The sequence below is a fragment of the Staphylococcus sp. GDY8P67P genome, assembly GCF_017892545.1.
GTDB classification, from domain to species: Bacteria; Bacillota; Bacilli; order Staphylococcales; family Staphylococcaceae; genus Staphylococcus; species Staphylococcus ureilyticus.
On record NZ_JAESLH010000029.1, the window covers coordinates 100769 to 120075 of the forward strand.

General features: G+C 31.4%; 27 protein-coding genes and 1 riboswitch. Of the genes, 12 read left to right on the forward strand and 15 right to left on the reverse strand.

All coding sequences use genetic code 11. The features are described from left to right. Positions 1–46: 46 nt before the first annotated feature. From KA833_RS11150 to KA833_RS11170, 5 genes are all read left to right on the forward strand, one after another. The gene (locus KA833_RS11150; protein WP_046207056.1) at positions 47–397 is read left to right on the forward strand and encodes a helix-turn-helix domain-containing protein; all 351 of its coding nucleotides are present in this window, start codon (positions 47–49) and stop codon (positions 395–397) included. Positions 398–1097: 700 nt separating this feature from the next. Next, positions 1098–1667: an alkyl hydroperoxide reductase subunit C gene (ahpC, locus tag KA833_RS11155; RefSeq protein ID WP_210128349.1), complete on the forward strand. Its 570-nt coding sequence runs from the start codon at positions 1098–1100 to the stop codon at positions 1665–1667. 16 nt (positions 1668–1683) lie between these two features. Continuing rightward, positions 1684–3207, forward strand: coding sequence for an alkyl hydroperoxide reductase subunit F (gene ahpF / locus KA833_RS11160; protein WP_046207058.1), 1524 nt, complete (start codon positions 1684–1686; stop codon positions 3205–3207). A gap of 269 nt (positions 3208–3476) precedes the next feature. Beyond that, entirely contained in the window at positions 3477–4097 is a 621-nt protein-coding gene (locus tag KA833_RS11165) for an NDxxF motif lipoprotein (protein WP_070038372.1), read from the forward strand. Between the two features lie 325 nt (positions 4098–4422). Next, positions 4423–4638 (forward strand): hypothetical protein, encoded by a 216-nt coding sequence (locus KA833_RS11170; RefSeq protein WP_046207060.1) that lies wholly within the window; start codon positions 4423–4425, stop codon positions 4636–4638. Between the two features lie 54 nt (positions 4639–4692). Here the strand turns inward: KA833_RS11170 and KA833_RS11175 are convergent, their stop codons facing one another. Next, entirely contained in the window at positions 4693–5271 is a 579-nt protein-coding gene (locus KA833_RS11175; protein ID WP_046207061.1) for a histidine phosphatase family protein, read from the reverse strand. Positions 5272–5380: 109 nt separating this feature from the next. Here KA833_RS11175 and KA833_RS11180 point away from each other — a divergent pair, with 109 nt between their 5' ends. Further along, positions 5381–5746 carry a DUF4870 domain-containing protein gene (locus KA833_RS11180; RefSeq protein WP_070658200.1) on the forward strand — a complete coding sequence of 122 codons (366 nt, stop codon included), beginning with the start codon at positions 5381–5383 and terminating at the stop codon, positions 5744–5746. Positions 5747–5851: 105 nt separating this feature from the next. On the opposite strand, the gene KA833_RS11185 is transcribed toward KA833_RS11180, so the two are convergent. From KA833_RS11185 to KA833_RS11195, 3 genes are all read right to left on the reverse strand, one after another. After that, positions 5852–6478 (reverse strand): LysE family translocator, encoded by a 627-nt coding sequence (locus KA833_RS11185; RefSeq protein WP_046207063.1) that lies wholly within the window; start codon positions 6476–6478, stop codon positions 5852–5854. 189 nt (positions 6479–6667) lie between these two features. Then, positions 6668–6982 carry a DMT family transporter gene (locus tag KA833_RS11190; RefSeq protein ID WP_064209633.1) on the reverse strand — a complete coding sequence of 105 codons (315 nt, stop codon included), beginning with the start codon at positions 6980–6982 and terminating at the stop codon, positions 6668–6670. After that, positions 6982–7308: a DMT family transporter gene (locus tag KA833_RS11195; RefSeq protein WP_210128348.1), complete on the reverse strand. Its 327-nt coding sequence runs from the start codon at positions 7306–7308 to the stop codon at positions 6982–6984. Before KA833_RS11195 ends, KA833_RS11190 begins: the two co-directional genes overlap by 1 nt. A gap of 52 nt (positions 7309–7360) precedes the next feature. After that, a riboswitch (guanidine-I (ykkC/yxkD leader) is annotated at positions 7361–7458 on the reverse strand. 259 nt (positions 7459–7717) lie between these two features. Between KA833_RS11195 and KA833_RS11200 the strand changes: the two genes are divergently transcribed. Continuing rightward, a complete protein-coding gene (locus tag KA833_RS11200) occupies positions 7718–7942 on the forward strand; it encodes a hypothetical protein (RefSeq protein WP_019469882.1) in 225 nt (74 codons plus the stop codon). A gap of 41 nt (positions 7943–7983) precedes the next feature. On the opposite strand, the gene KA833_RS11205 is transcribed toward KA833_RS11200, so the two are convergent. Next, the gene (locus KA833_RS11205; RefSeq protein ID WP_210128347.1) at positions 7984–8403 is read right to left on the reverse strand and encodes a GNAT family N-acetyltransferase; all 420 of its coding nucleotides are present in this window, start codon (positions 8401–8403) and stop codon (positions 7984–7986) included. Positions 8404–8614: 211 nt separating this feature from the next. On the opposite strand from KA833_RS11205, the gene KA833_RS11210 reads away from it, so the two are divergent. Then, positions 8615–8791 (forward strand): hypothetical protein, encoded by a 177-nt coding sequence (locus KA833_RS11210; protein ID WP_164987250.1) that lies wholly within the window; start codon positions 8615–8617, stop codon positions 8789–8791. 105 nt (positions 8792–8896) lie between these two features. Here the strand turns inward: KA833_RS11210 and merA are convergent, their stop codons facing one another. The 3 genes from merA to KA833_RS11225 form a co-directional block, all read right to left on the reverse strand. Then, a complete protein-coding gene (gene merA, locus KA833_RS11215; RefSeq protein WP_107359908.1) occupies positions 8897–10219 on the reverse strand; it encodes a hypothiocyanous acid reductase MerA in 1323 nt (440 codons plus the stop codon). Continuing rightward, positions 10206–10640, reverse strand: coding sequence for a redox-sensitive transcriptional regulator HypR (hypR, locus tag KA833_RS11220; protein ID WP_046207067.1), 435 nt, complete (start codon positions 10638–10640; stop codon positions 10206–10208). The genes merA and hypR overlap by 14 nt, the downstream gene beginning before the upstream one ends. A gap of 162 nt (positions 10641–10802) precedes the next feature. Continuing rightward, entirely contained in the window at positions 10803–11207 is a 405-nt protein-coding gene (locus KA833_RS11225) for an SRPBCC domain-containing protein (protein ID WP_064209637.1), read from the reverse strand. A 392-nt stretch (positions 11208–11599) separates the two neighbouring features. On the opposite strand from KA833_RS11225, the gene KA833_RS11230 reads away from it, so the two are divergent. Both KA833_RS11230 and KA833_RS11235 read left to right on the forward strand, forming a co-directional pair. Continuing rightward, complete coding sequence (locus tag KA833_RS11230; RefSeq protein WP_210128346.1) at positions 11600–12337, forward strand: poly-gamma-glutamate hydrolase family protein; 738 nt, start codon at positions 11600–11602, stop codon at positions 12335–12337. 94 nt (positions 12338–12431) lie between these two features. Beyond that, complete coding sequence (locus KA833_RS11235; protein ID WP_046207070.1) at positions 12432–13736, forward strand: TrkH family potassium uptake protein; 1305 nt, start codon at positions 12432–12434, stop codon at positions 13734–13736. 98 nt (positions 13737–13834) lie between these two features. On the opposite strand, the gene KA833_RS11240 is transcribed toward KA833_RS11235, so the two are convergent. The 4 genes from KA833_RS11240 to KA833_RS11255 form a co-directional block, all read right to left on the reverse strand. Next, positions 13835–14071, reverse strand: coding sequence for a hypothetical protein (locus KA833_RS11240; RefSeq protein WP_046207071.1), 237 nt, complete (start codon positions 14069–14071; stop codon positions 13835–13837). 172 nt (positions 14072–14243) lie between these two features. Continuing rightward, positions 14244–14939, reverse strand: coding sequence for a hypothetical protein (locus KA833_RS11245; protein ID WP_210128345.1), 696 nt, complete (start codon positions 14937–14939; stop codon positions 14244–14246). A gap of 139 nt (positions 14940–15078) precedes the next feature. Then, positions 15079–16395, reverse strand: a complete 1317-nt coding sequence (locus KA833_RS11250) for a LysM peptidoglycan-binding domain-containing protein (RefSeq protein ID WP_210128344.1) — start codon at positions 16393–16395, stop codon at positions 15079–15081. 201 nt (positions 16396–16596) lie between these two features. Then, positions 16597–16785 carry a hypothetical protein gene (locus KA833_RS11255; RefSeq protein WP_046207074.1) on the reverse strand — a complete coding sequence of 63 codons (189 nt, stop codon included), beginning with the start codon at positions 16783–16785 and terminating at the stop codon, positions 16597–16599. Positions 16786–17011: 226 nt separating this feature from the next. Between KA833_RS11255 and KA833_RS11260 the strand changes: the two genes are divergently transcribed. Then, the gene (locus KA833_RS11260; RefSeq protein ID WP_210128343.1) at positions 17012–17335 is read left to right on the forward strand and encodes a hypothetical protein; all 324 of its coding nucleotides are present in this window, start codon (positions 17012–17014) and stop codon (positions 17333–17335) included. A gap of 13 nt (positions 17336–17348) precedes the next feature. Further along, entirely contained in the window at positions 17349–17534 is a 186-nt protein-coding gene (locus KA833_RS11265) for a helix-turn-helix transcriptional regulator (protein ID WP_107359912.1), read from the forward strand. A gap of 145 nt (positions 17535–17679) precedes the next feature. On the opposite strand, the gene KA833_RS11270 is transcribed toward KA833_RS11265, so the two are convergent. The 3 genes from KA833_RS11270 to KA833_RS11280 all read right to left on the reverse strand — a co-directional run bounded on the left by KA833_RS11270 (position 17680) and on the right by KA833_RS11280 (position 19232). Further along, a complete protein-coding gene (locus tag KA833_RS11270) occupies positions 17680–18168 on the reverse strand; it encodes a GNAT family N-acetyltransferase (RefSeq protein ID WP_064209641.1) in 489 nt (162 codons plus the stop codon). Between the two features lie 151 nt (positions 18169–18319). Continuing rightward, a complete protein-coding gene (locus KA833_RS11275) occupies positions 18320–18850 on the reverse strand; it encodes a hypothetical protein (protein WP_210128342.1) in 531 nt (176 codons plus the stop codon). 130 nt (positions 18851–18980) lie between these two features. Then, a complete protein-coding gene (locus KA833_RS11280; RefSeq protein WP_064209642.1) occupies positions 18981–19232 on the reverse strand; it encodes a GlsB/YeaQ/YmgE family stress response membrane protein in 252 nt (83 codons plus the stop codon). Positions 19233–19307 lie beyond the last annotated feature (75 nt).

Genomic DNA, 19307 nt, shown 5'->3' on the forward strand with positions numbered 1-19307 from the left:
CATTACATGGTGATACAGTTAATTTCATATAAAAGGAGTGATAACTATGGAAATTGGACCACGTATCAAAGAACAACGCGAACTCAAAAATTGGTCGCAAGACGAACTTGCTGAAATATTAAATATTTCACGTCAAAGCATTTCAAAATGGGAACTGAATAAAGTCTATCCTAGTATTGATATGTTAATAAAAATGAGCGACCTATTCGACGTCTCATTAGATGAACTCATTAAAGGAGATAAAGCATTAAAAAAGACAATTATTGAAACCTATCAACAACCAGTTTCTAATCAGAAAGATCGTCCTATGAATGTTTGGGAATTTCTATCTAACTTTTGGTGGTTATTCTTCCCTGTAGCGTTTATTATTTGGTGGATGGTACAGTCGTTTGTTTGATTATAAAATTGTTTATTAATATGATTATTTCACTTTTTTCAATGAACAACTCATAAGCTATTTTAAAAACTTAGGAATAGAAATGTAGCTAATAAATTATTTGTTATGCTTCTATTCTTAAGTTTTGAGTAGCATAAACAATTCACTTTTTAAATTCTCCTAAATTCCACAACCTAAAATAATCTCTTTATGTGATTCAATCATTTCATATACACCCATACACCTATTGTTAACATGGAACAATTTAGTAAATATCAAAATGCGGTGATAATGTTTTCCAATAAATCAATATACTTTCTTTAATATTTACTTATCATTACAAGTTCCAAAAACGGTAAATAAGTTCACAAATTTGTGATAATTTTTCATAAGCCTATCATATCAAACTTTCAATGCCTTCCTTCTCAATTCTTATGTTTAGTTGAGAATAGGAAGGCTATTTATATAGTGTGAAAGAAAATACAAATAATGTATATGCTTTCATTTTCTTATGTAGCTTAACTAGTTTTATTGTCTTCTAACACAAATAGCGAGCACGATTTAAATCTATTGTGCTTTAAAGGTACTAATGTTGACGAAACAATAGCTACATGCAATAATAGTAATTGAAAGATTAGAATTATTATAATTAAGAAATTATGATAATCTGATTAAAAATATTTAAATTAACACTAAGTTATTAAATAGGAGGATGTTTTACATGTCTTTAATCAACAAGGAAATTTTACCATTTACAGCTAATGCTTATGATCCAAAGAAAGATGAGTTTTTCGAAGTTTCTGATGAAAACTTAAAAGGTTCTTGGAGTGTAGTTTGCTTCTACCCAGCAGACTTCTCATTCGTATGTCCTACTGAATTAGAAGATTTACAAAATCAGTATGATAAATTACAAGAATTAGGTGTAAACGTATATTCAGTTTCAACGGATACACACTTTGTACACAAAGCTTGGCATGATCATTCTGAAGCAATTAATAAAATTCAATATACAATGATTGGCGATCCTTCACAAACAATCACTCGTAATTTTGATGTATTAGATGAAGAGGTTGGCCTAGCTCAACGTGGTACATTTATCATTGATCCTGATGGTGTTGTTCAAGCAGCTGAAATTAATGCGGACGGTATTGGCCGTGATGCAAGTACATTAGTACACAAAATTAAAGCAGCACAATATGTACGTCAACACCCAGGTGAAGTTTGCCCAGCTAAATGGGAAGAAGGTTCAGAAACATTACAACCTGGTCTTGACTTAGTAGGTAAAATCTAAGGAGGCATTGATTTGAATGCTTAATGATCAGCTAAAATCACAATTACAACAATTACTTCAATTAATGGAAGGTGATGTTGTACTACGCGCAAGTCTTGGTTCAGATGATAAATCGAAAGAACTAAAAGAGTTGCTAGACGAAGTTGCAGCAGCATCATCTCATATCACAATTGAAGAGAAAGACCTAAAACGTACACCAAGCTTTACAGTAGATAAACCTGACGCAGACACAGGGATTACATTTGCTGGTTTACCTATGGGTCACGAATTTAATTCACTTGTATTAGCTTTATTACAAGTCAGTGGTCGCGCACCTAAAGAAGAGCAATCTGTCATAGATCAAATTAAAGCTTTAGATCGCCCACTCAATTTTGAAACTTATATCAGTTTAACGTGTCAAAAATGCCCGGATGTCGTTCAAGCATTGAACTTAATGAGTTTATTAAATCCAAATATCACTCATACAATGATTGACGGTGCTATTTTCAGAGAGGAATCTGAAGATATTATGGCAGTGCCAGCTATCTATTTAGATGGTGAAGAATTTGGCAATGGACGCATGACTGTACAAGATATATTATCTGAACTAGGTAGTAAAGCAGACCCTTCGGAATTCAATGATAAAGATCCTTACGACGTGTTAATCGTTGGTGGTGGACCCGCAAGTGGTAGTGCCGCTATCTATACTGCACGTAAAGGATTACGCACTGGTATTGTTGCAGATCGCATTGGTGGTCAAGTCAACGATACTGCAACAATTGAAAACTTTATTACAGTTAAAGAAACGGATGGTCCTAAGTTCTCCTCTGCACTTGAAGATCATGTAAAGCAATATAATGTAGATACCATGACAGGTGTCAGAGCAAGTGATATTGAAAAAACAGACAATGGTATTATTGTCACTTTAGATAATGACGCTAAATTACAAAGTAAAACCGTGATTATTGCTACAGGTGCACGTTGGCGTAAGCTAGAAGTACCTGGTGAAGAAGCCCTTATCAATAAAGGGGTGGCATTCTGCCCGCACTGTGACGGACCTCTATTTGAAAATAAAAACGTTGCTGTTGTTGGTGGCGGTAACTCAGGTGTAGAAGCTGCAATAGACTTAGCAGGTATTGTAGAACATGTTACACTACTTGAGCGTAACGCTACCCTTAAAGCAGACGACGTATTACAAGAACGTTTAAGCTCTTTACCAAACGTTACAATTATCAAGAACGCACAAACAACTGAAGTTTTAGGTGAAGCTTCAGTGACGGGTCTTAAATATCAAGACAAATCAACTGGTGAAGACCACACTATAGAATTGGAAGGTATATTCGTACAAATCGGATTACTTCCAAATACAGAATGGTTAGATAACTATGTTGAGTTAAACCAAGCAAATGAAATAATCATTGATCGTACAAACGCTACAAGCATCCCAGGTATATTTGCTGCAGGCGATGTTACAGACGATCGTAATAAACAAATCATTATTTCAATGGGCGCTGGTGCAAATGCTGCATTAAATGCATTTGATTATATCATTCGACACTAATCACTTCCCTATTCAAATAGATGATAAAGGAGAACCAAATTTGGTTCTCCTTTTTTTGTTGTTTTCATTTCTAAGGAAAAGCAGTCGAATCTTGTTACACAAATATGAAACGTTTTCGCTCAAAGTTTCAAACTTTGTTCAAAAGATTGTGCGTTTAAGTTTACGACATCTATATCAATCAATAGCTTGAAATGATAGTCTTAGGTTATAATTTCAAAAGCACATCAATTAATATAAATTGGACTATTTTTAAAGGAGCAATACGTTTTATGAAAAAAAGTATACTTATAACATTCGTTCTCATGCTAACTGTCATACTCACAGCATGTGCTAATGAAAATTCAAATGATGATAAACAACACAGTGAAAGACATGCCCCTTCAAATGTCAAAAAAGTTACAGAAAGTAATATCTTTGCTTCTCATAAAAAAGGCGAAAATATAAGCGAAGATGAAATGAACAAAGCGATAAAAAAATATCTAGATGTTAATGCAGATATTCTCGACAATAAATATCTAATACAGTATAAATTAGATAAGCAAACCGGTACGGATACTAAAATCACAGACGCACAAGCCAAAAGATTATCTGATTTATCACACAATGCGATTAAAAACGATGTGCGATTTAAAAACTTTGTCAAGGACAATCATCTGCCTAAAGGTTATAAAGATGACGTGGATCGAATCATTAACTATTTCACTGCGTTAAACACCACGATTAAAGATGCTGATAAACAAATCGAAGAAGTAAATTATCAACCGCAAAACACGCTAAACGTTGTAGACGTATCAGCAGAACATGCAGGAAATGTAAACGGTAAACAACAAGAAAAAATCAAAAAGTTCCTTAAAGATAAAGGTATTAAAAGTGATGCAATAGATAAATAATGTATCATTCATGGTTATTCAACTACTTGAATTTGTGAACATTCTTTGAATAACTATCAAATTCATTTTTATTGATATCAAATAAAGTGCTATGCATTACAAAATGATGACAATACCAATTCCCAGCATTATAAAGCCTTTTAAGCGCTTACTTAAAGTTAAATGATTCATCTTGACTTATATTTGTAAAAAACCTTACATGATTGTAAGGTTTTTTAATATAAAATGACTTTTTTTCTCGGAGATGTATTTGTTATCCTATGTTATAAGATTGAACACAGTAAACGTAGGAGCACAGCCGAAAACTTTATAGGGAGGTTGCACTATGGTAATTACGATTTTACTAGGTGCCATGGCTGCTGTCTTCATAGCTTTTAATCTCTTTGAGAAAAAAGAAACTTATGGCGTAATTTCATATAAATCTATTGCTTTAAGCATTACTTACGTCATACTCGCAGTTATTGTTGGTAGTTTCTTAGACAATATCAACACTATATTCCAAGGATTTCACGATAGCTTAACAGCAGCAAAAAGATATTAACCTGAACTGAGCAAATAAACAGTTCAGGTTTTTTAATACGTCATTTTATCAAAGCTAAAGCTCAATTTCATAAGGTACACAATTATCAATTTGCTTATCTATCACAGATGCTTTATTTTCATAACCTAAGTATACGAAACAACATCTAATTACAACTTGATGAGCAATGATTACAACTGTATCTAAAGATGTATCTAGCTCTTGTTTAAAGAAAGTTTCTACACGTTTTAAAACATCTTCATAACTTTCTCCTTCTGGTGCTTTTTGAGTAAAGCTGTGCCTAAATGAACTGTTTGGACCGCCATTAAAATAAGTTTCAAATTGAGCATTTTGTTCAATTTCACTCACTTTTTCACCCTCAAACTGACCTAAAGAACGTTCTCTCAGTAATGTCGTTACACTAGCTGGAATATCTTTATCAAAAATTGCATTATATGTTTGTCTCGTTCTTGTTAAATCTGACAAATAAATATGATCAATTTTGACTTGATTAAAATGATGTTGTAATAATTGCGCGTCTCGAGCGCCTTTTTCAGTTAATGGAACGTCTAATTGGCCACAAAAATAGTGATTTCCTTCTTTTTTATCGTAATTGGATTTTGATTCACCATGGCGAATTAAGTATAGTTTCATATGTTTGTACTCCTTTGTATTTTTAAATAAGGTAACATTTTTGTTAGATGAAGTATAACTTCTATAATAAAATATTTATTTTTGTTACTTTAAATGTGAGGTGATAAAAATGAATGAACAACCTTTAAATTCAGATACGCAAGGTGGACGTGTTTTAGCTTCTGTAAGTTATTTCAGCATATTTTTTGCTCCAATCATATTACCTATCATCATTTGGATTTTTGCTGATAAACCAGCATCCACGCATGCTGCTAAATCGCTATTCTATCATGTCATCACATATTTAGGACCGATATTTATTATTATCGTTGCAAGTTTAGGTGGCATGATCGTCAATCAACAACATCATACAATTATGGTCATAATGATAATTTTAGGAATTATTTTAATCATATTCACGATTTGGTATACAATTAAAAATATTTATCGTGGCGTCAAAGTATTAATTTCTGAAAGTGCTTATTTTAACCCCTAAGATAAATCATTTACTTTTGAATATTCGATAGACACAAAAACACACTAAAAAAAACAGCTTGGGAAAATATTGTTTCCTCAAGCTGCTTTTTTTGTTAAATCTAGATTAACTACTTTTGCTAAATAATAAATTAAGCGACAGACCAATTAACACTGCACCTACCGTATAGTCAAAAATAGCTTTAATCTTTCTGTTTGCAAAAAGTAATTTAATGTATTGAAAAATATATACACAGAAAATAAACCATAATAAAATAACTGTCGTTACAATCGCGGATAACACCGCTATTTGTGTGGTAACGCCTTCGCCCGCACTTAAAAATTGCGGTAAGATACTTATGTAATAGAGTAATGCTTTTGGATTTAAAATGGTACTAAAGAAACCTTGCCTATATGAACTTAAATAGCTGATTTGTTGTGCTTTCATTTGTGTGATTGAAAAATTCATACTTTGTCGTGCGCTAATAATACTTTTGATACCTAAATATATAAGGTAACAAGCACCCAGTATTTTAATCACTAAAAACACGTAATACATATTTGCCAAAATAAAAATAATACCAAAGACCGCTAGTAGAGAATAAACAACATGGCCTGTCGTTATACCCAATGCTGCCATCGCACCATTACCTTTACCAGAAGTGATTGAATTTTTCATCACGACGAAAAAATCAGGTCCTGGGACGATAATAATCATTAAAGTAATTGTTATAAATGCGGCTAATCCTTCCATTTTCTGCACCTCCACCTTAATTATGTTATCAAGATGCACACTGTATCGCAACACGCGAAACAAATCTTTTATGATTCTGTTATGGTGATGTTCAAATAATATATGAACGAAATCCAAAATTTGGTCAATGGTCAATCATTGAAAGCCGTGAAATGGAAAAATAATTTATGTGGTATAACTCAGTTAATTTTAACTTAATAATTTCAAACCAATGGTGCTACCCAATATAACTAGAATACAAATAATTCGTTTAATATCCGTTGACTCTTTGTAAAAAAGCATACCTAAAACTGCTCCGCCAACAGCACCAATGCCAGTCCATACAGCATATGCAGTACTCATAGGCAACTGTTTCATAGCAATAGATAATGTTAAAAAACTAATTGCAAAGAAAGTTATCATCCAACCAAGCGATTTATATTTGCGACTATGCACATAAGCATTCAAAAATGTAATACCAAGCATTTCAAATATACCTGCACAAATCAATAAAATCCAAGCCATTATGAATGCCCCCTCTCATTTGTCGTCACTAATTTTAAACTAATTACACCAAGCAACAATGTCGTTATTAAAATGATTTTCCCTGGGTTAAATGGTTGATCAAAGAATATAAAATCAGCTAGTGTAACGCCAGTTGTACCAAGTCCTACAAAGACTGCATAAGATGTCCCTACCGGTAATACTTTTGAAGCATCTATAAGTAAGTAAAAACTTAAAAATATAGCAATGACTGTCAATATCCACTCAGATACTGATGAAGCATGAGTTAAGCCAATAACCCATCCCACTTCAAAGAGTGCTGCAATCACAATTTTCAACCAATTCATAACATAATCCTCCTTTAAGATTAAAAAAGCCTGAGAGATAGTCATCTATACTATCTCCCAGGCTTTTATCCTTCCGTGTCACATATTAATATGTGCCTTTCTCTCGGACCGAACCAACACCATCGTTGTGGAACCCTAGAAAGGTTTATTCAATTACTGAAATCGTATCAAATTACACTTCGAACTTCAAGTTAAGATGATTCAGTTTATAATAAATTATATTAATTCTTATAAAGAAAGCATTTTAAATTAATTTTTAAGTCAAAACTCTCTACATTTTATGTATTTTAATGTATAATAAAGATTACATTATAATAATTATAATGTAATGGCGTCGTCAATGAAACTTATTCTCAATTGAGTATTTTGATAAACGGACTAAAACGATTAATAAAAGTGAGGGATTATTATGAAATTATTAAATTACAAAATGCAAAATAATGAACTCGTTGCAACTGTATTATCTGACAAGAAGCAAGTATTCAAATATACGTTTGATGTTAATACACCTGAGTATGAAATTTTAGATGTACTTGAAGAAATCAACCATTACGTTGACAATGGTCATCATCCACTGGGTTGTTCTCTATTGAAAAATTATTCACATGAGGATGTGAGTCACAATATTTTATAATCTAGATTCTCGACCAAAAAGGTGAGTATAGCTGATAGACATTAATCAGTATACTCATCTTTTAATTTTTGATTTGCATATATGGCCATACCTGTTTTTAATTTCCGAAAACCTAATTTTTGATATAATCCTTCAACGCCATGCGTTGAAATTAAATGCACGCAAGACACCTGCCCCAATTGGTTAATCATTCTACATACAATGTCATAACCTATACCCTTATTTTGATAGGACTGATCCACGATAACATCATAAATAGCTGCGTTAAATACACCATCTGATAAGGCTCTCGCTAATCCTATAGCACTACCATTATGCTTTGCCACCACGATATGTGTGCTAGCATTAAAAATTGTCTTAATCTTTTCCTTATTATGCCCCATCCAACCATTCGAGTGATATATTGTTATAAAATCTTCTAAATCATTTGAGTCAAATACATAAGTATCATCTATTTTCATCTCTATCACCCCCTCATCATTTATGTGGATCAATCTATTTTATAACTTACTATACCCTTACATTACATAATCATTTATAATATATTTAACTCATCTGTTAATGTCACATCACATATGATGTGCAAAGAAGGCGTTAATATAAGCAGTTAACAGGGTAAAGAGATAGTAAAGACGTTATTATTTTATCGATACAAGTAAGGAGGGACGCAAAATGTGGATTGTTTCAATATTACTCATTATCGTTGGTATTGTGTTGCTCATCATAAATAACCGTACACCTAAAAAAGAGGGTGTCGGCAAAAAACAAAGTTTAGTTAGCTTTGGTGTGGTCTGTTTAATCATCGGTATTTTCGGACTCATAGGTCAAATTATTAAATCAATTATATAAATCATCATATTAAAAAAGAGCGGGGTCGTAATCCAGTTACACTAGATTACTTAACCCTGCTCTTTTTGATTAGAGACTTTTTAATATTTATTAAAAATATTTGCTTTACATATTGAATAAATCATTAAATGATTCAACCATTGTAGGATGTGTATAAATATTTTCTTTTAATACTTCATAAGATAAATGTTGGTCAATTGCTAATTTTACTAAATTAATAATTTCCTCAGATTGTAAGCCATATAAAGTAGCACCTAATATTTCACTTGTTTCTTTATTAACGACTGCTTTAAACAAACCTCTTGTATCATTGTTTATTTTATGACGCGGAATTGTGTTTACAGGTACTGCATTTTCTAAAATTTGATAACCTTGTGCTTTTGCTTCTTCTGCTGTTAAACCTACACGTGATAATGGTGGATCAATAAATACAGTGTATGGCACAGCACCGCGATTTTCGGTCGTACGTTTGCCATCACCAAACAATTGATCTTTTACAATTCTGAAGTCATCTAATGAAATATACGTGAATTGCATGCCACCTTTAACATCACCTAATGCATAAATATTTGGCACGTTTGTTTGTAAGTTTTGGTTTACTTTGATTTCTCCACGTTCACCAATTTCAACATCTGTATTTTCTAAACCTAAGTCTGTATTTGGTTTACGACCAGTAGCTAACAATACCGCATCCGCTTCATAGCTTCCTTGTGTCGTGTGTACTGTTGTGCCAGATGCATTATCTTCAAAACGCTCTGTATCTGCATTTAATACAAGATTAACACCTTTATTTTCAAGATCTTTTTTAACTTCTGCAACAATATCTTTATCTTCTTTAGGCATGATATCATCATGTTTCTCTAAAACAGTTACTTGTGTATCAAAATTCGCAAACATAGAAGCAAATTCTAATGCAATATAGCCTCCACCCACAATAACTAAACGTTGAGGTTGTGTTGCCAATTCCATAATGCCAGTAGAATCATATAAATGCTTTGATGTTTCTACACCTTCGATGGATGGAATGATTGGTTGTGCACCTGTATTAATCACGATATCTTCTGCAGTAAGTGTTTCTTGTACTTCACCATTTTCATCTAATAATTCTACTTCATTATTAGACTTAAATGCTGCAGTAAAATCTAATACGTTGATATTATTATCATCTGCTAAATTATGATAATTCTTACTGTTTAGTGCATTTACTACATCGGATTTTCTAGAAAAAGCTTGTTCAAATGAACCGTGTGCTAAACCTTCATGCACAAGTGTTTTTGAAGGAATACAACCTATATTAATGCATGTACCACCATACATTTTTTGCGATTTTTCAACTACCGCTACACTTTTTCCTTGGCCAGACGCAAATTTTGCTAAAGTTTTACCACCTTTACCAAATCCAATTATTAATAAATCATACTTTTTCATAATAATCCTCCTTAATCGTTTCATTTAAAACGTCTTTAATCGTTACATTTTGATAATAATTAATTAATAGCTCTTCTTCTTTTTGATGAAACTTAAACATCGTGTTACCAATTTCTCTTGAAACTTCACAGTCACTACCAGCATCTCCAGTAAATAAACGTCCTTCTGAGCGATCTTCTTTAAACATCACAAATAGTTCAGACAAGTTAACATTTGCTGTCATATCATTAGCCTGATACCCTCCAAATTTACCTCTAGAAGTAGCTAAATAATGATGTTGATTTAACTTACGAGTTACCCTGCGTAATTGAGCCGGATTAATACAGATACGTTCCGCTAATTCATTGCTGCTAAAACGCTCATCATCATGTTTTAGCAAAAAAGTCAGTAAATGTACTGCTATATTGAATTCTAAATTCAAAGAAATCACCTTTTATCTTTAATTGAAACTTTTATAATTACATTTAAACATATTAAACCATATCGTGCAAAATTTTTGTTTTGGTATTTGAAAAATATATAAAAAGGATTGAAAGCGTGATCAAAGTTAAACATTGCCATGCTTTCAATCCTAGTTGGATAGTTACAATAATGCACCTCTTATTTTATTGCCATATTCTAAATATGATTTCAGACAACTAAGCATATATACCCAGCCTTCTTTTTGGCCTAATAAGCGTGCTACATCATTTTCTTCTATATCTTTTTCTGTAGTAGTTACAATTGTATGATTATCATCACCATCGAATTGGATTGTTACATGATTATCGCCCCACTTAAATTGAATCATTTCATTTTCAACCATATCTTCTATTAAAATATCGATTTCAGCATGATACTCTTCATATCGTAAGGTAATTGTTTTACCCTCTTCCCAACGTTCAGAACTTGAAGAAAACCAAAATCCTCCTATATAATCTGGATTGACAAAAGCTTCAAACACTTGATCACTAGATACATTGACTTGCATTTTAGTTACTATATCCAAAAAATTCACAACCTTTCTTCTAAAATTAAATATTTTGTAATCATTCAATCATAAAAACACATCACTATGTCTTATTAAGGCATTCAGCGTGATTGACCGAACAGGAAAGACTAACCGCACATGTTAGCGTTGATCATAAATTCATAAACATGGTTATCATAAATGCTCGGTCAGTACATGTTTTATTCTCCACTCCGTCGTTATTACTTTTTCTAAAATATCCAAGCTATTTCATTTTCAATTTAATAATTCACTCTATATCTTTCATACCCTAATATGTAAATTTCATTACAATGTTATTAACATAATTGTAAATAACATATAATCTATGCAGCATTAATAAATTTGTTATACTTTACTAGTCAGTAAATACTTTTGATCAGGAGTTAACGATGAAAAATATTCTAAGCACTTACGTATATTATTTAGTTATGCTTGTTATTGTTGGCATCATACTAGTTAGTCTATACTTTACATACATATGGAACAATAACAAGTCACCCAATCAAGATAAATATCAAAATTTCGCTCAATTAAAATCAGATACAGTGAAACAGCGTGATTGGCAAAGAAATGTTAAAAAAACAAATAATAAAGATATACTTATTACTGCGATACATGGTGGCGGTATAGAACCGGGCACCTCCGAATTAGCTAAAATCATTTCTAAAAAAGGAGACTTTAATTTATATAGCTTTGAAGGCTTACTAAAATCAAGTAACAAACAATTGCATATTACATCTACCAATTTTGACGATCCTAAATTGAAAGAAATGACAAATCGTTCTCAAGAATCTATCTCAATACACGGATTTCAAGGTGATAAAGATATCGTTTATATCGGCGGCCAGGATAAAAAAATGGCGCAATCCATAAAAAAAGAATTAGAAAAAGAAGGGTTTAATGTAGAAAAAAGTCCAAATAATATTAATGGCCGTTCTTCTAAAAATTTCATCAATGAAAATGACTCAGGTTCTGGTGTTCAACTGGAGATATCTACATCTATTAGAAAATCATTTTTCAAAAAAGACAATTTAAACAGAAAGACGAGAGAAAACACGAACAAATACCGAAATTCAATTTATGATTTCGCTGAAGCCGTCACTAAAGGCATTCGTTCACAAACTTAAAAATTAATTTTTTCAGTTTACTTCTATCAATTAACTTGCTTTTTTTAATAATGAGTATAAAATACTCATTATTAAAATGCGAGGGACTTTAAAAATGAGACTATTAAACAAACCATTATATATGTATTTAATGTTGTTTTTATTCACCACAATCGTTGGCACCTTATTATTATATCTACCGGTCACAGGTGTAAAACCTTTAGATTTTGTAGACGCATTTTTTATCTCTGCTAGTGCATTTACAGTTACTGGCCTAGCGACTATAGATATATCTAGTCAATTTAATTGGTTAGGCGATACTATTATTTTATTACTTATTCAAATTGGTGGGTTAGGAATAGTCACGGTAACACTTTTAACGCTGATACTGATGCATCGAAAAATCAGTTTAAGAAACCGTTATTTGATTATGACAACCTGGAACATTGAAACACCTGGTGGCGTCATCAAATTGATTCTTCAATTCGTCGTTTATAGTATCCTTACAGAATTCATTGGAGCAATATGTATCGCACTATCATTTATTCCAAAATATGGCTTTGGTAAAGGGCTATTTTTAAGTGTGTTTACTTCAATTTCTGCTTTTAATAATGCTGGTTTTTCATTATTTAGTGATAATATGATGCGCACTGTTAATGACCCTATAATAACTATAATCGTTCCAATTCTTATCATCATGGGCGGTATTGGACCGCTTGTCTTTTTAGACGTCGCTACAACAAGAAAGTTAAGTAAATTAACCGTACACTCAAAAATAGTATTAACGACATATGTCATACTCATATTTATTGGTTCGGTTGTGTTTTACTTTTTAGAATATAACCATTCTATGATGCATTTATCATTTTTAGAAAAACTTGGCGCTTCATTCTTTCAGTCTGTTACGACACGAACTGCTGGTTTTAACAGTGTCGATATCGGACAAATCACACCACCTACTTCAATATTATTAATGCTTTTAATGTTTATTGGTGGCGCCCCTATCAGTGCTGCAGGTGGTATTAAAGTAACAAGTTTAGTCTTAACGTTATTATTTATAAAAAGTACATTAAAAAACGAACAACACCCTTCTATTTTCAAAAAATCTATACATGACCATACATTAAAAACTGCTGTGGCCATTACATTTTCTGCCGGGACATTCGTTATATTTATCTCATTTATTGTAAGTTATTTGAATTCGGCAATACCTTATTCTAAAGTATTATTTGAAGTGATTTCCGCTTTCGGCACTGTTGGGCTATCGATGAATTTCACGACATTATATGATAGCCCAACGAAAATAGTCATTGTACTCACAATGTTAATAGGTAAAATTGGTATACTTACATTTCTCCAATTATTTATTACTGAAAAAAAGCAAAAATTTTATTATGCTAAAGAAAATGTGCATCTATAAAAAATGAAAACAGACCAGAAATTAGTTTTTAATTTCTGGTCTGTTTCTACTTCACATAAATATTCGTTTCAGTACAATCTAATCAAACCCTCATCACACTATTTTACCCTTCTTAAAATTGTTGATGTTATTGCACAAATCATTGTCACCAATACCAAAATATTCATCATTATCATATGTGTACCAGTTATTTCGAATCCTAAACTAAAGTTACCAGATTGACTGTTGGTAAAACCATTAACAAATATGATCGCTAATACGCTTATCGCACATAAAATACCAATCACATCAAAAAAGAATTTAACATATGGATATTTAATACCTTTAGTTAACATGCGTCTCACCTCAACTAAATTTAAAGTTACGAACTATATATCGTATGCTAACGATTTCCTAATTACGATTACATATAATGTATCACACTATACAAAATCATAAAATAGTTAGAATTGTTGATGCCATGATCAAGTCACTTCAAAATTGTTCTTTACTTTATACCACAAAGCATCATTCATTAACCAATTGTATTCTTTGGGCTAACTTTTTGATTTGTGCATTGTCTGTTGCATTAACTTCAACTGTTTCTACATCTTGCTCAACTGCATTTTTAGTGTCTTGATAAACATCCTCAGGGTTCGAAGATGTGCTTGTCTCCCATCTGTAAGGAATTTTTTTATAAATATTAATAGTTCCATCCCCATTACTACTATATGTTATTGAGCCACCCACTTTCATTGGCGCTTCTAATTTAACAACATCCTCAGGATACTTTGCGCTCTTTTCCGCATTTTCATTTACTGGTGACCCTTTTGGATATTTTTTGACATAAATATTTTTGACATCTTTAATCATACCTAGTTGATGCCAAACACGTGCGTATTCGATCTCTGAAGCACTTAAACCTGTTAAATAACTTGTACTATTATCGTCATTTTTCTTTTTTGAAACATTATCGTTTTTCTTTTTAGCTTTTGAATCTGTATTCTTGTCATTTTCAGCCGTTGAATCTTGAGGTAACGACTGATCCTTTTTTGCTTCACTTTGTTCTGTAGATTGTCGTTCCTCACGCTGGTCATTGTCTTCATCTTGTTTGTTTGTATTACTGCTTTGCTCAACATCATCACTATTTTTTTCGTTGTTACCACATGCTGTCAAAATCACTGATAAATATAACAATGACAGTATTAAAATGATTTTTTTCATTATCTATACCCACCTATGATTTTATATTATTAAAGTAACACGAAACTATGACGCTCACAATTATATTCAAAAATCATTTTTCAATGTATTAAAAAACGAGCATAGTCCATTAAGACTTGCTCGTTTATATGCAATACTTCTATTTTATTTTTAAAATTTGCCCTACTTTCAAACTATTAGAACTCAACTTGTTATCCTTTTTAATTTTATCTACAGTAGTACCTTGATTTTTAGCAACACTGTATAAAGTATCACCTTTTTTAACCGTATATGTCTTAACTAAATATAAAATTTGTCCTTTACTAATATTATCAGACTTTAAATGGTTCCATTTTTTTATGTTTGCTACACTCACTTTACTTCGTTTTGAAATATTATAAAGTGTGTCTCCCTCAACCACTTTATGTGAATCTCCAGTAATAGAATCACTTGATGTGTTAGGATTTTTTAACTTTAATACTTGTCCTACAGAAAGTGTGTTACTCGTTAATTTATTCCATTTCTTAATATTATCTATTGAAACGCCACTTCTTCTCGAAATACTATACAGCGTATCACCTTTTGATACTTTATAAGTGCTACCAGTAATTGCTCCATCACTACTACCACCTGATAGAGATTTATAGTGTTTTTGTACTAAACTGTAAAACTGGTTCATATTATATCCCCATTGTCCGAAATAGCCAATCGGATCTGAATGGTCTGAACCACCCCAATATTGACTTACCGCATTGTGACTTATAATTGTGCCTGTCCCTTGATTATTGTCAGCAAGCGAAGGTTGTAGCCCATTGGCTTTCAACATTTTTGCGGTTAAATATGCTTGGTTATTAACTGATCTTGCAAAACCATCAAATGTGTTTGATCTTGTTAATTCAATTTGATAAAAATATGGATTAGCGTTAGCACCTGCACCCCAAGCTAAATATTGACTTGGCGCAGTCTGCACAATTTTATCGCTACCCGCATACGCATGTACAAATGCACTATTATAATTGTTGTACATGTAATTTACCTCACCATCAATTGTACTGTTTGGATTGGCCGTTTCATGAATTACTACACCGATATATTTGCCAGATTTATAATTATACTTGGGTAAGTTATTCATTCTAGAATCTTGTACGATTTTAGCTGGTTTTATATTATTATTTGCTATGTATGTATTTACATCTTGATATGCTCGATTTGCTGAAAAACTTCTCATTTCAGTATTTTGACGTTCACCATCTTTATTATGTAACTTTAAATCTCCTGGTGTTAATGCATTTTTCAATTGTTGTGGACTCATTTTTTGAGCTTTTTCATAATCAATGGCTTTACTCGTATTTTCTTTATTTTGTGTATCATTTTTCTTTGTATCCTGAGTGCTTTTATTTTCTTGTGCTGCCATTGCAGTTTGTGACAATAATAAACTTGAAACCAACAACAATGAAACACTAAATCTAAACTTCATAACGACATCTCCTTGAATAAAATATTAATCCGTTTACTATTAAGTAGCAAAAAATTTCATTTACAAAACTTCTTTAATTCATTCTATATTAATATTGAATTAATTACAAAATGAAATATTATTTTATACTTCATATTAACGACATTTACCGTTTCTAAAACAAAATTAAAAGCCGTCGCTCACTTGAGCAACGACATTTTATTAAATATCTGTAAAAACACTAGACAGTATCGCAATCAAAGCCACCACTAACACAAGTACTAAAATGGAATCAATTTTTCTTTGATTACGTTGGTTCATAGGTTTTCTGAACTCTTTTAATGCTTTAAAACCTGCGATTAAAACAATAATTAAACAGACTAAATGAAATAACAAGGCAAACACAGCCATCACAATCACCCCAAGTCATATGAATAAGATTTTCAAACCGTATCACTACAAAAACCTAAAAATCTCTTATGAAAAGGTCATATTATTTATTTATCCATACCCTTTCTACTTATTAAACTAACGAGCACTTTTATTTTCTATTTAAAAATGTCAAAAACATTTGACATTTAAGCACATATTTTTTTATGTTGAAAATGAAAAATTTTCTACTCATGGAGGCATCATTATGAAATTATTCATCATTTTTATTGTTGTTTTATTATTTACAGTCAGCTGGACGATACTGTCACATAAATTTTTACCTTCAGAGATATCTGACCAAGCTAATCATCAATATGACGAAAGGCAAAGTAAAATATTCACAGAAGTACTTGCTAGAACTTGCGTTTGGACAATACACGCCCTACTCTTAACATTTATATTGTGTATAATTAATGTATGGGACTTTAATCACAGCTTTTTTTCAACTTATCCAGAGCTATCCGTCATTATCATTATTTTCATATTAACGATTATGAACTATTTTTACGTAAAACGTAAATATACATAAAAAGGAAGATAAAATGAAAAACAAAATCAAATATTATCGCAAGCAGAAGGCCATTTCCCAATTAAAACTTAGTCAAGCACTTGGCGTTTCTAGACAAACCATTAATGCGATTGAAAATAATAAATATGATCCATCATTATCTTTAGCATTTAAACTGGCATCAATGCTCGATACTACCGTTGATGATTTGTTTAGCTAATTAGCATTGATGCTAATACGTATCGCAAAATGTTTCCACTGACTTACCAAACGATTAAAATAACTTATCTAACATCATGTCCGGCACAATTTCTATAATACTTTATTTACTTGCTCTAAAATAGCATCGTTGGCTTTAAACATAATTATTTCAATATCAATTGATAAAAAGCTAAATCTAACCATCTGTCAAATTTATAACCGACACTTTTTATAGTTCCACATAATTCAAAACCATATTTTTCATGCAATTTAATGCTAGCAGTATTTGATGCGTCAATACCTGCAACAATTGTCTTATAATTTCTGTTTTTAATTTCTTCAATTAATTTAACTAAAAGTTGTGAAGCTACACCTTCATTTCTAGTTTCTGGGTCAACATAAATCGAATGTTCTACAGTATATTGATACGCTGGCCAATTTCTAAACGCACCATATGTTGCAAATCCAACAACTTGGCCATCTTTTAAATATACAAAAATGGGTTCAGCTTGCTCTAATTTTGTATGAAACCAAGTTTCTCTTTCTTCAATGGTTACTGGCTCATATGTATAAACTGCAGTCGTATTTAATATTGCATGATTATATATACTTAAAATCGATTGTAAATCTGATTGACGTGCTTGTCGTATCATATCGTTTCACCTCTATTTCATTGTATATTCAAAGCATATCTACAGCAAATCTATGTCATAAAACATAACAAAAACACTCACCATAACCCTAAAGTTATCTAATGAGTGTTTTTCATAAATATATTTATATATGCACAAAGCACAAATAGTATTATTTATTAATAAATTGTAATTCATAAAGTTCTTTTTCATCATACGTATTAAATCTATCTAATTTACCATTTAACATGATTGTTTTTACTTTTCTACTAACGTTATGATAATAATTAATTCTAATATTTAAATTAGATTCATAACCATTATTTTGAATGGTACTTTGCAATTCATCAAAAACATCTTTATTAATTGGTAATAAATAACCTTCTTTACTTGGTAATATACTTACATATTTCTTTTGAATTACGTTATCTTCATTAAGAATAATTTCAATCTTAATATCTTTTGCTGCTCCGCCACCTAGATTAAAAATTTTCAAATAATCTTGGTGTTCAACAGAATCAGAACTTGTATTAACCATTTGTAATTGATTATCTTTATCTAAAGAAAGTAAAATTTGATTAAATCCAAGCGCAGGAATAAAACTTATTTTCATTTGGTACAGTTGTATTGAAACTGAAACAAAATAAAATAGTGCCATTATAAAAGTTCCAATAGAACCAATAGCTGAAATAATGTTTATCATACTAAACCACCTTTATATTATCATTGAGAGATGGTCGTTGATTATCGTAATATTTTCACAAAAAAGATCATAATTTCTACCCGTTATAATAAAAATTTTTTCTAACTTTTTGTAAGTCGATTTATCTTAATTATTTTTTTCTTAGCGCACTAATAATAAGTGAAGCGATAAATATAAATACAATTGAGCCAATCAATGCAGGGAAAATTGGTACGCCGCCCCATACTGGGCCCCAAGTACCAAGCAATCTACTACCAATCGCAGAACCAATTAGACCAGCAACAATATTACCAATGATACCTCCTGGAATATCTTTACCTACGATAGCACCTGCAATCCAGCCGATAAGGCCACCTACAATGATCATTATTATAAAACTCATATGCATAAACTCCTTTTTATTTGTATATTTTTAAACACATGAATATTACGATAATCAACATGAAAATACAATACC

What these genes read in the sequence shown, in the direction of transcription:
- KA833_RS11150 (WP_046207056.1), top strand. Translation starts at nt 47, where the DNA reads ATGGAAATTGGACCACGTATCAAAGAACAACGCGAACTCAAAAATTGG.
- ahpC (WP_210128349.1), top strand. Translation starts at nt 1,098, where the DNA reads ATGTCTTTAATCAACAAGGAAATTTTACCATTTACAGCTAATGCTTAT.
- ahpF (WP_046207058.1), top strand. Translation starts at nt 1,684, where the DNA reads ATGCTTAATGATCAGCTAAAATCACAATTACAACAATTACTTCAATTA.
- KA833_RS11165 (WP_070038372.1), top strand. Translation starts at nt 3,477, where the DNA reads ATGAAAAAAAGTATACTTATAACATTCGTTCTCATGCTAACTGTCATA.
- KA833_RS11170 (WP_046207060.1), top strand. Translation starts at nt 4,423, where the DNA reads ATGGTAATTACGATTTTACTAGGTGCCATGGCTGCTGTCTTCATAGCT.
- KA833_RS11175 (WP_046207061.1), bottom strand. Translation starts at nt 5,271, where the DNA reads ATGAAACTATACTTAATTCGCCATGGTGAATCAAAATCCAATTACGAT.
- KA833_RS11180 (WP_070658200.1), top strand. Translation starts at nt 5,381, where the DNA reads ATGAATGAACAACCTTTAAATTCAGATACGCAAGGTGGACGTGTTTTA.
- KA833_RS11185 (WP_046207063.1), bottom strand. Translation starts at nt 6,478, where the DNA reads ATGGAAGGATTAGCCGCATTTATAACAATTACTTTAATGATTATTATC.
- KA833_RS11190 (WP_064209633.1), bottom strand. Translation starts at nt 6,982, where the DNA reads ATGGCTTGGATTTTATTGATTTGTGCAGGTATATTTGAAATGCTTGGT.
- KA833_RS11195 (WP_210128348.1), bottom strand. Translation starts at nt 7,308, where the DNA reads ATGAATTGGTTGAAAATTGTGATTGCAGCACTCTTTGAAGTGGGATGG.
- KA833_RS11200 (WP_019469882.1), top strand. Translation starts at nt 7,718, where the DNA reads ATGAAATTATTAAATTACAAAATGCAAAATAATGAACTCGTTGCAACT.
- KA833_RS11205 (WP_210128347.1), bottom strand. Translation starts at nt 8,403, where the DNA reads ATGAAAATAGATGATACTTATGTATTTGACTCAAATGATTTAGAAGAT.
- KA833_RS11210 (WP_164987250.1), top strand. Translation starts at nt 8,615, where the DNA reads ATGTGGATTGTTTCAATATTACTCATTATCGTTGGTATTGTGTTGCTC.
- merA (WP_107359908.1), bottom strand. Translation starts at nt 10,219, where the DNA reads ATGAAAAAGTATGATTTATTAATAATTGGATTTGGTAAAGGTGGTAAA.
- KA833_RS11230 (WP_210128346.1), top strand. Translation starts at nt 11,600, where the DNA reads ATGAAAAATATTCTAAGCACTTACGTATATTATTTAGTTATGCTTGTT.
- KA833_RS11235 (WP_046207070.1), top strand. Translation starts at nt 12,432, where the DNA reads ATGAGACTATTAAACAAACCATTATATATGTATTTAATGTTGTTTTTA.
- KA833_RS11240 (WP_046207071.1), bottom strand. Translation starts at nt 14,071, where the DNA reads ATGTTAACTAAAGGTATTAAATATCCATATGTTAAATTCTTTTTTGAT.
- KA833_RS11245 (WP_210128345.1), bottom strand. Translation starts at nt 14,939, where the DNA reads ATGAAAAAAATCATTTTAATACTGTCATTGTTATATTTATCAGTGATT.
- KA833_RS11250 (WP_210128344.1), bottom strand. Translation starts at nt 16,395, where the DNA reads ATGAAGTTTAGATTTAGTGTTTCATTGTTGTTGGTTTCAAGTTTATTA.
- KA833_RS11255 (WP_046207074.1), bottom strand. Translation starts at nt 16,785, where the DNA reads ATGGCTGTGTTTGCCTTGTTATTTCATTTAGTCTGTTTAATTATTGTT.
- KA833_RS11260 (WP_210128343.1), top strand. Translation starts at nt 17,012, where the DNA reads ATGAAATTATTCATCATTTTTATTGTTGTTTTATTATTTACAGTCAGC.
- KA833_RS11265 (WP_107359912.1), top strand. Translation starts at nt 17,349, where the DNA reads ATGAAAAACAAAATCAAATATTATCGCAAGCAGAAGGCCATTTCCCAA.
- KA833_RS11270 (WP_064209641.1), bottom strand. Translation starts at nt 18,168, where the DNA reads ATGATACGACAAGCACGTCAATCAGATTTACAATCGATTTTAAGTATA.
- KA833_RS11275 (WP_210128342.1), bottom strand. Translation starts at nt 18,850, where the DNA reads ATGATAAACATTATTTCAGCTATTGGTTCTATTGGAACTTTTATAATG.
- KA833_RS11280 (WP_064209642.1), bottom strand. Translation starts at nt 19,232, where the DNA reads ATGAGTTTTATAATAATGATCATTGTAGGTGGCCTTATCGGCTGGATT.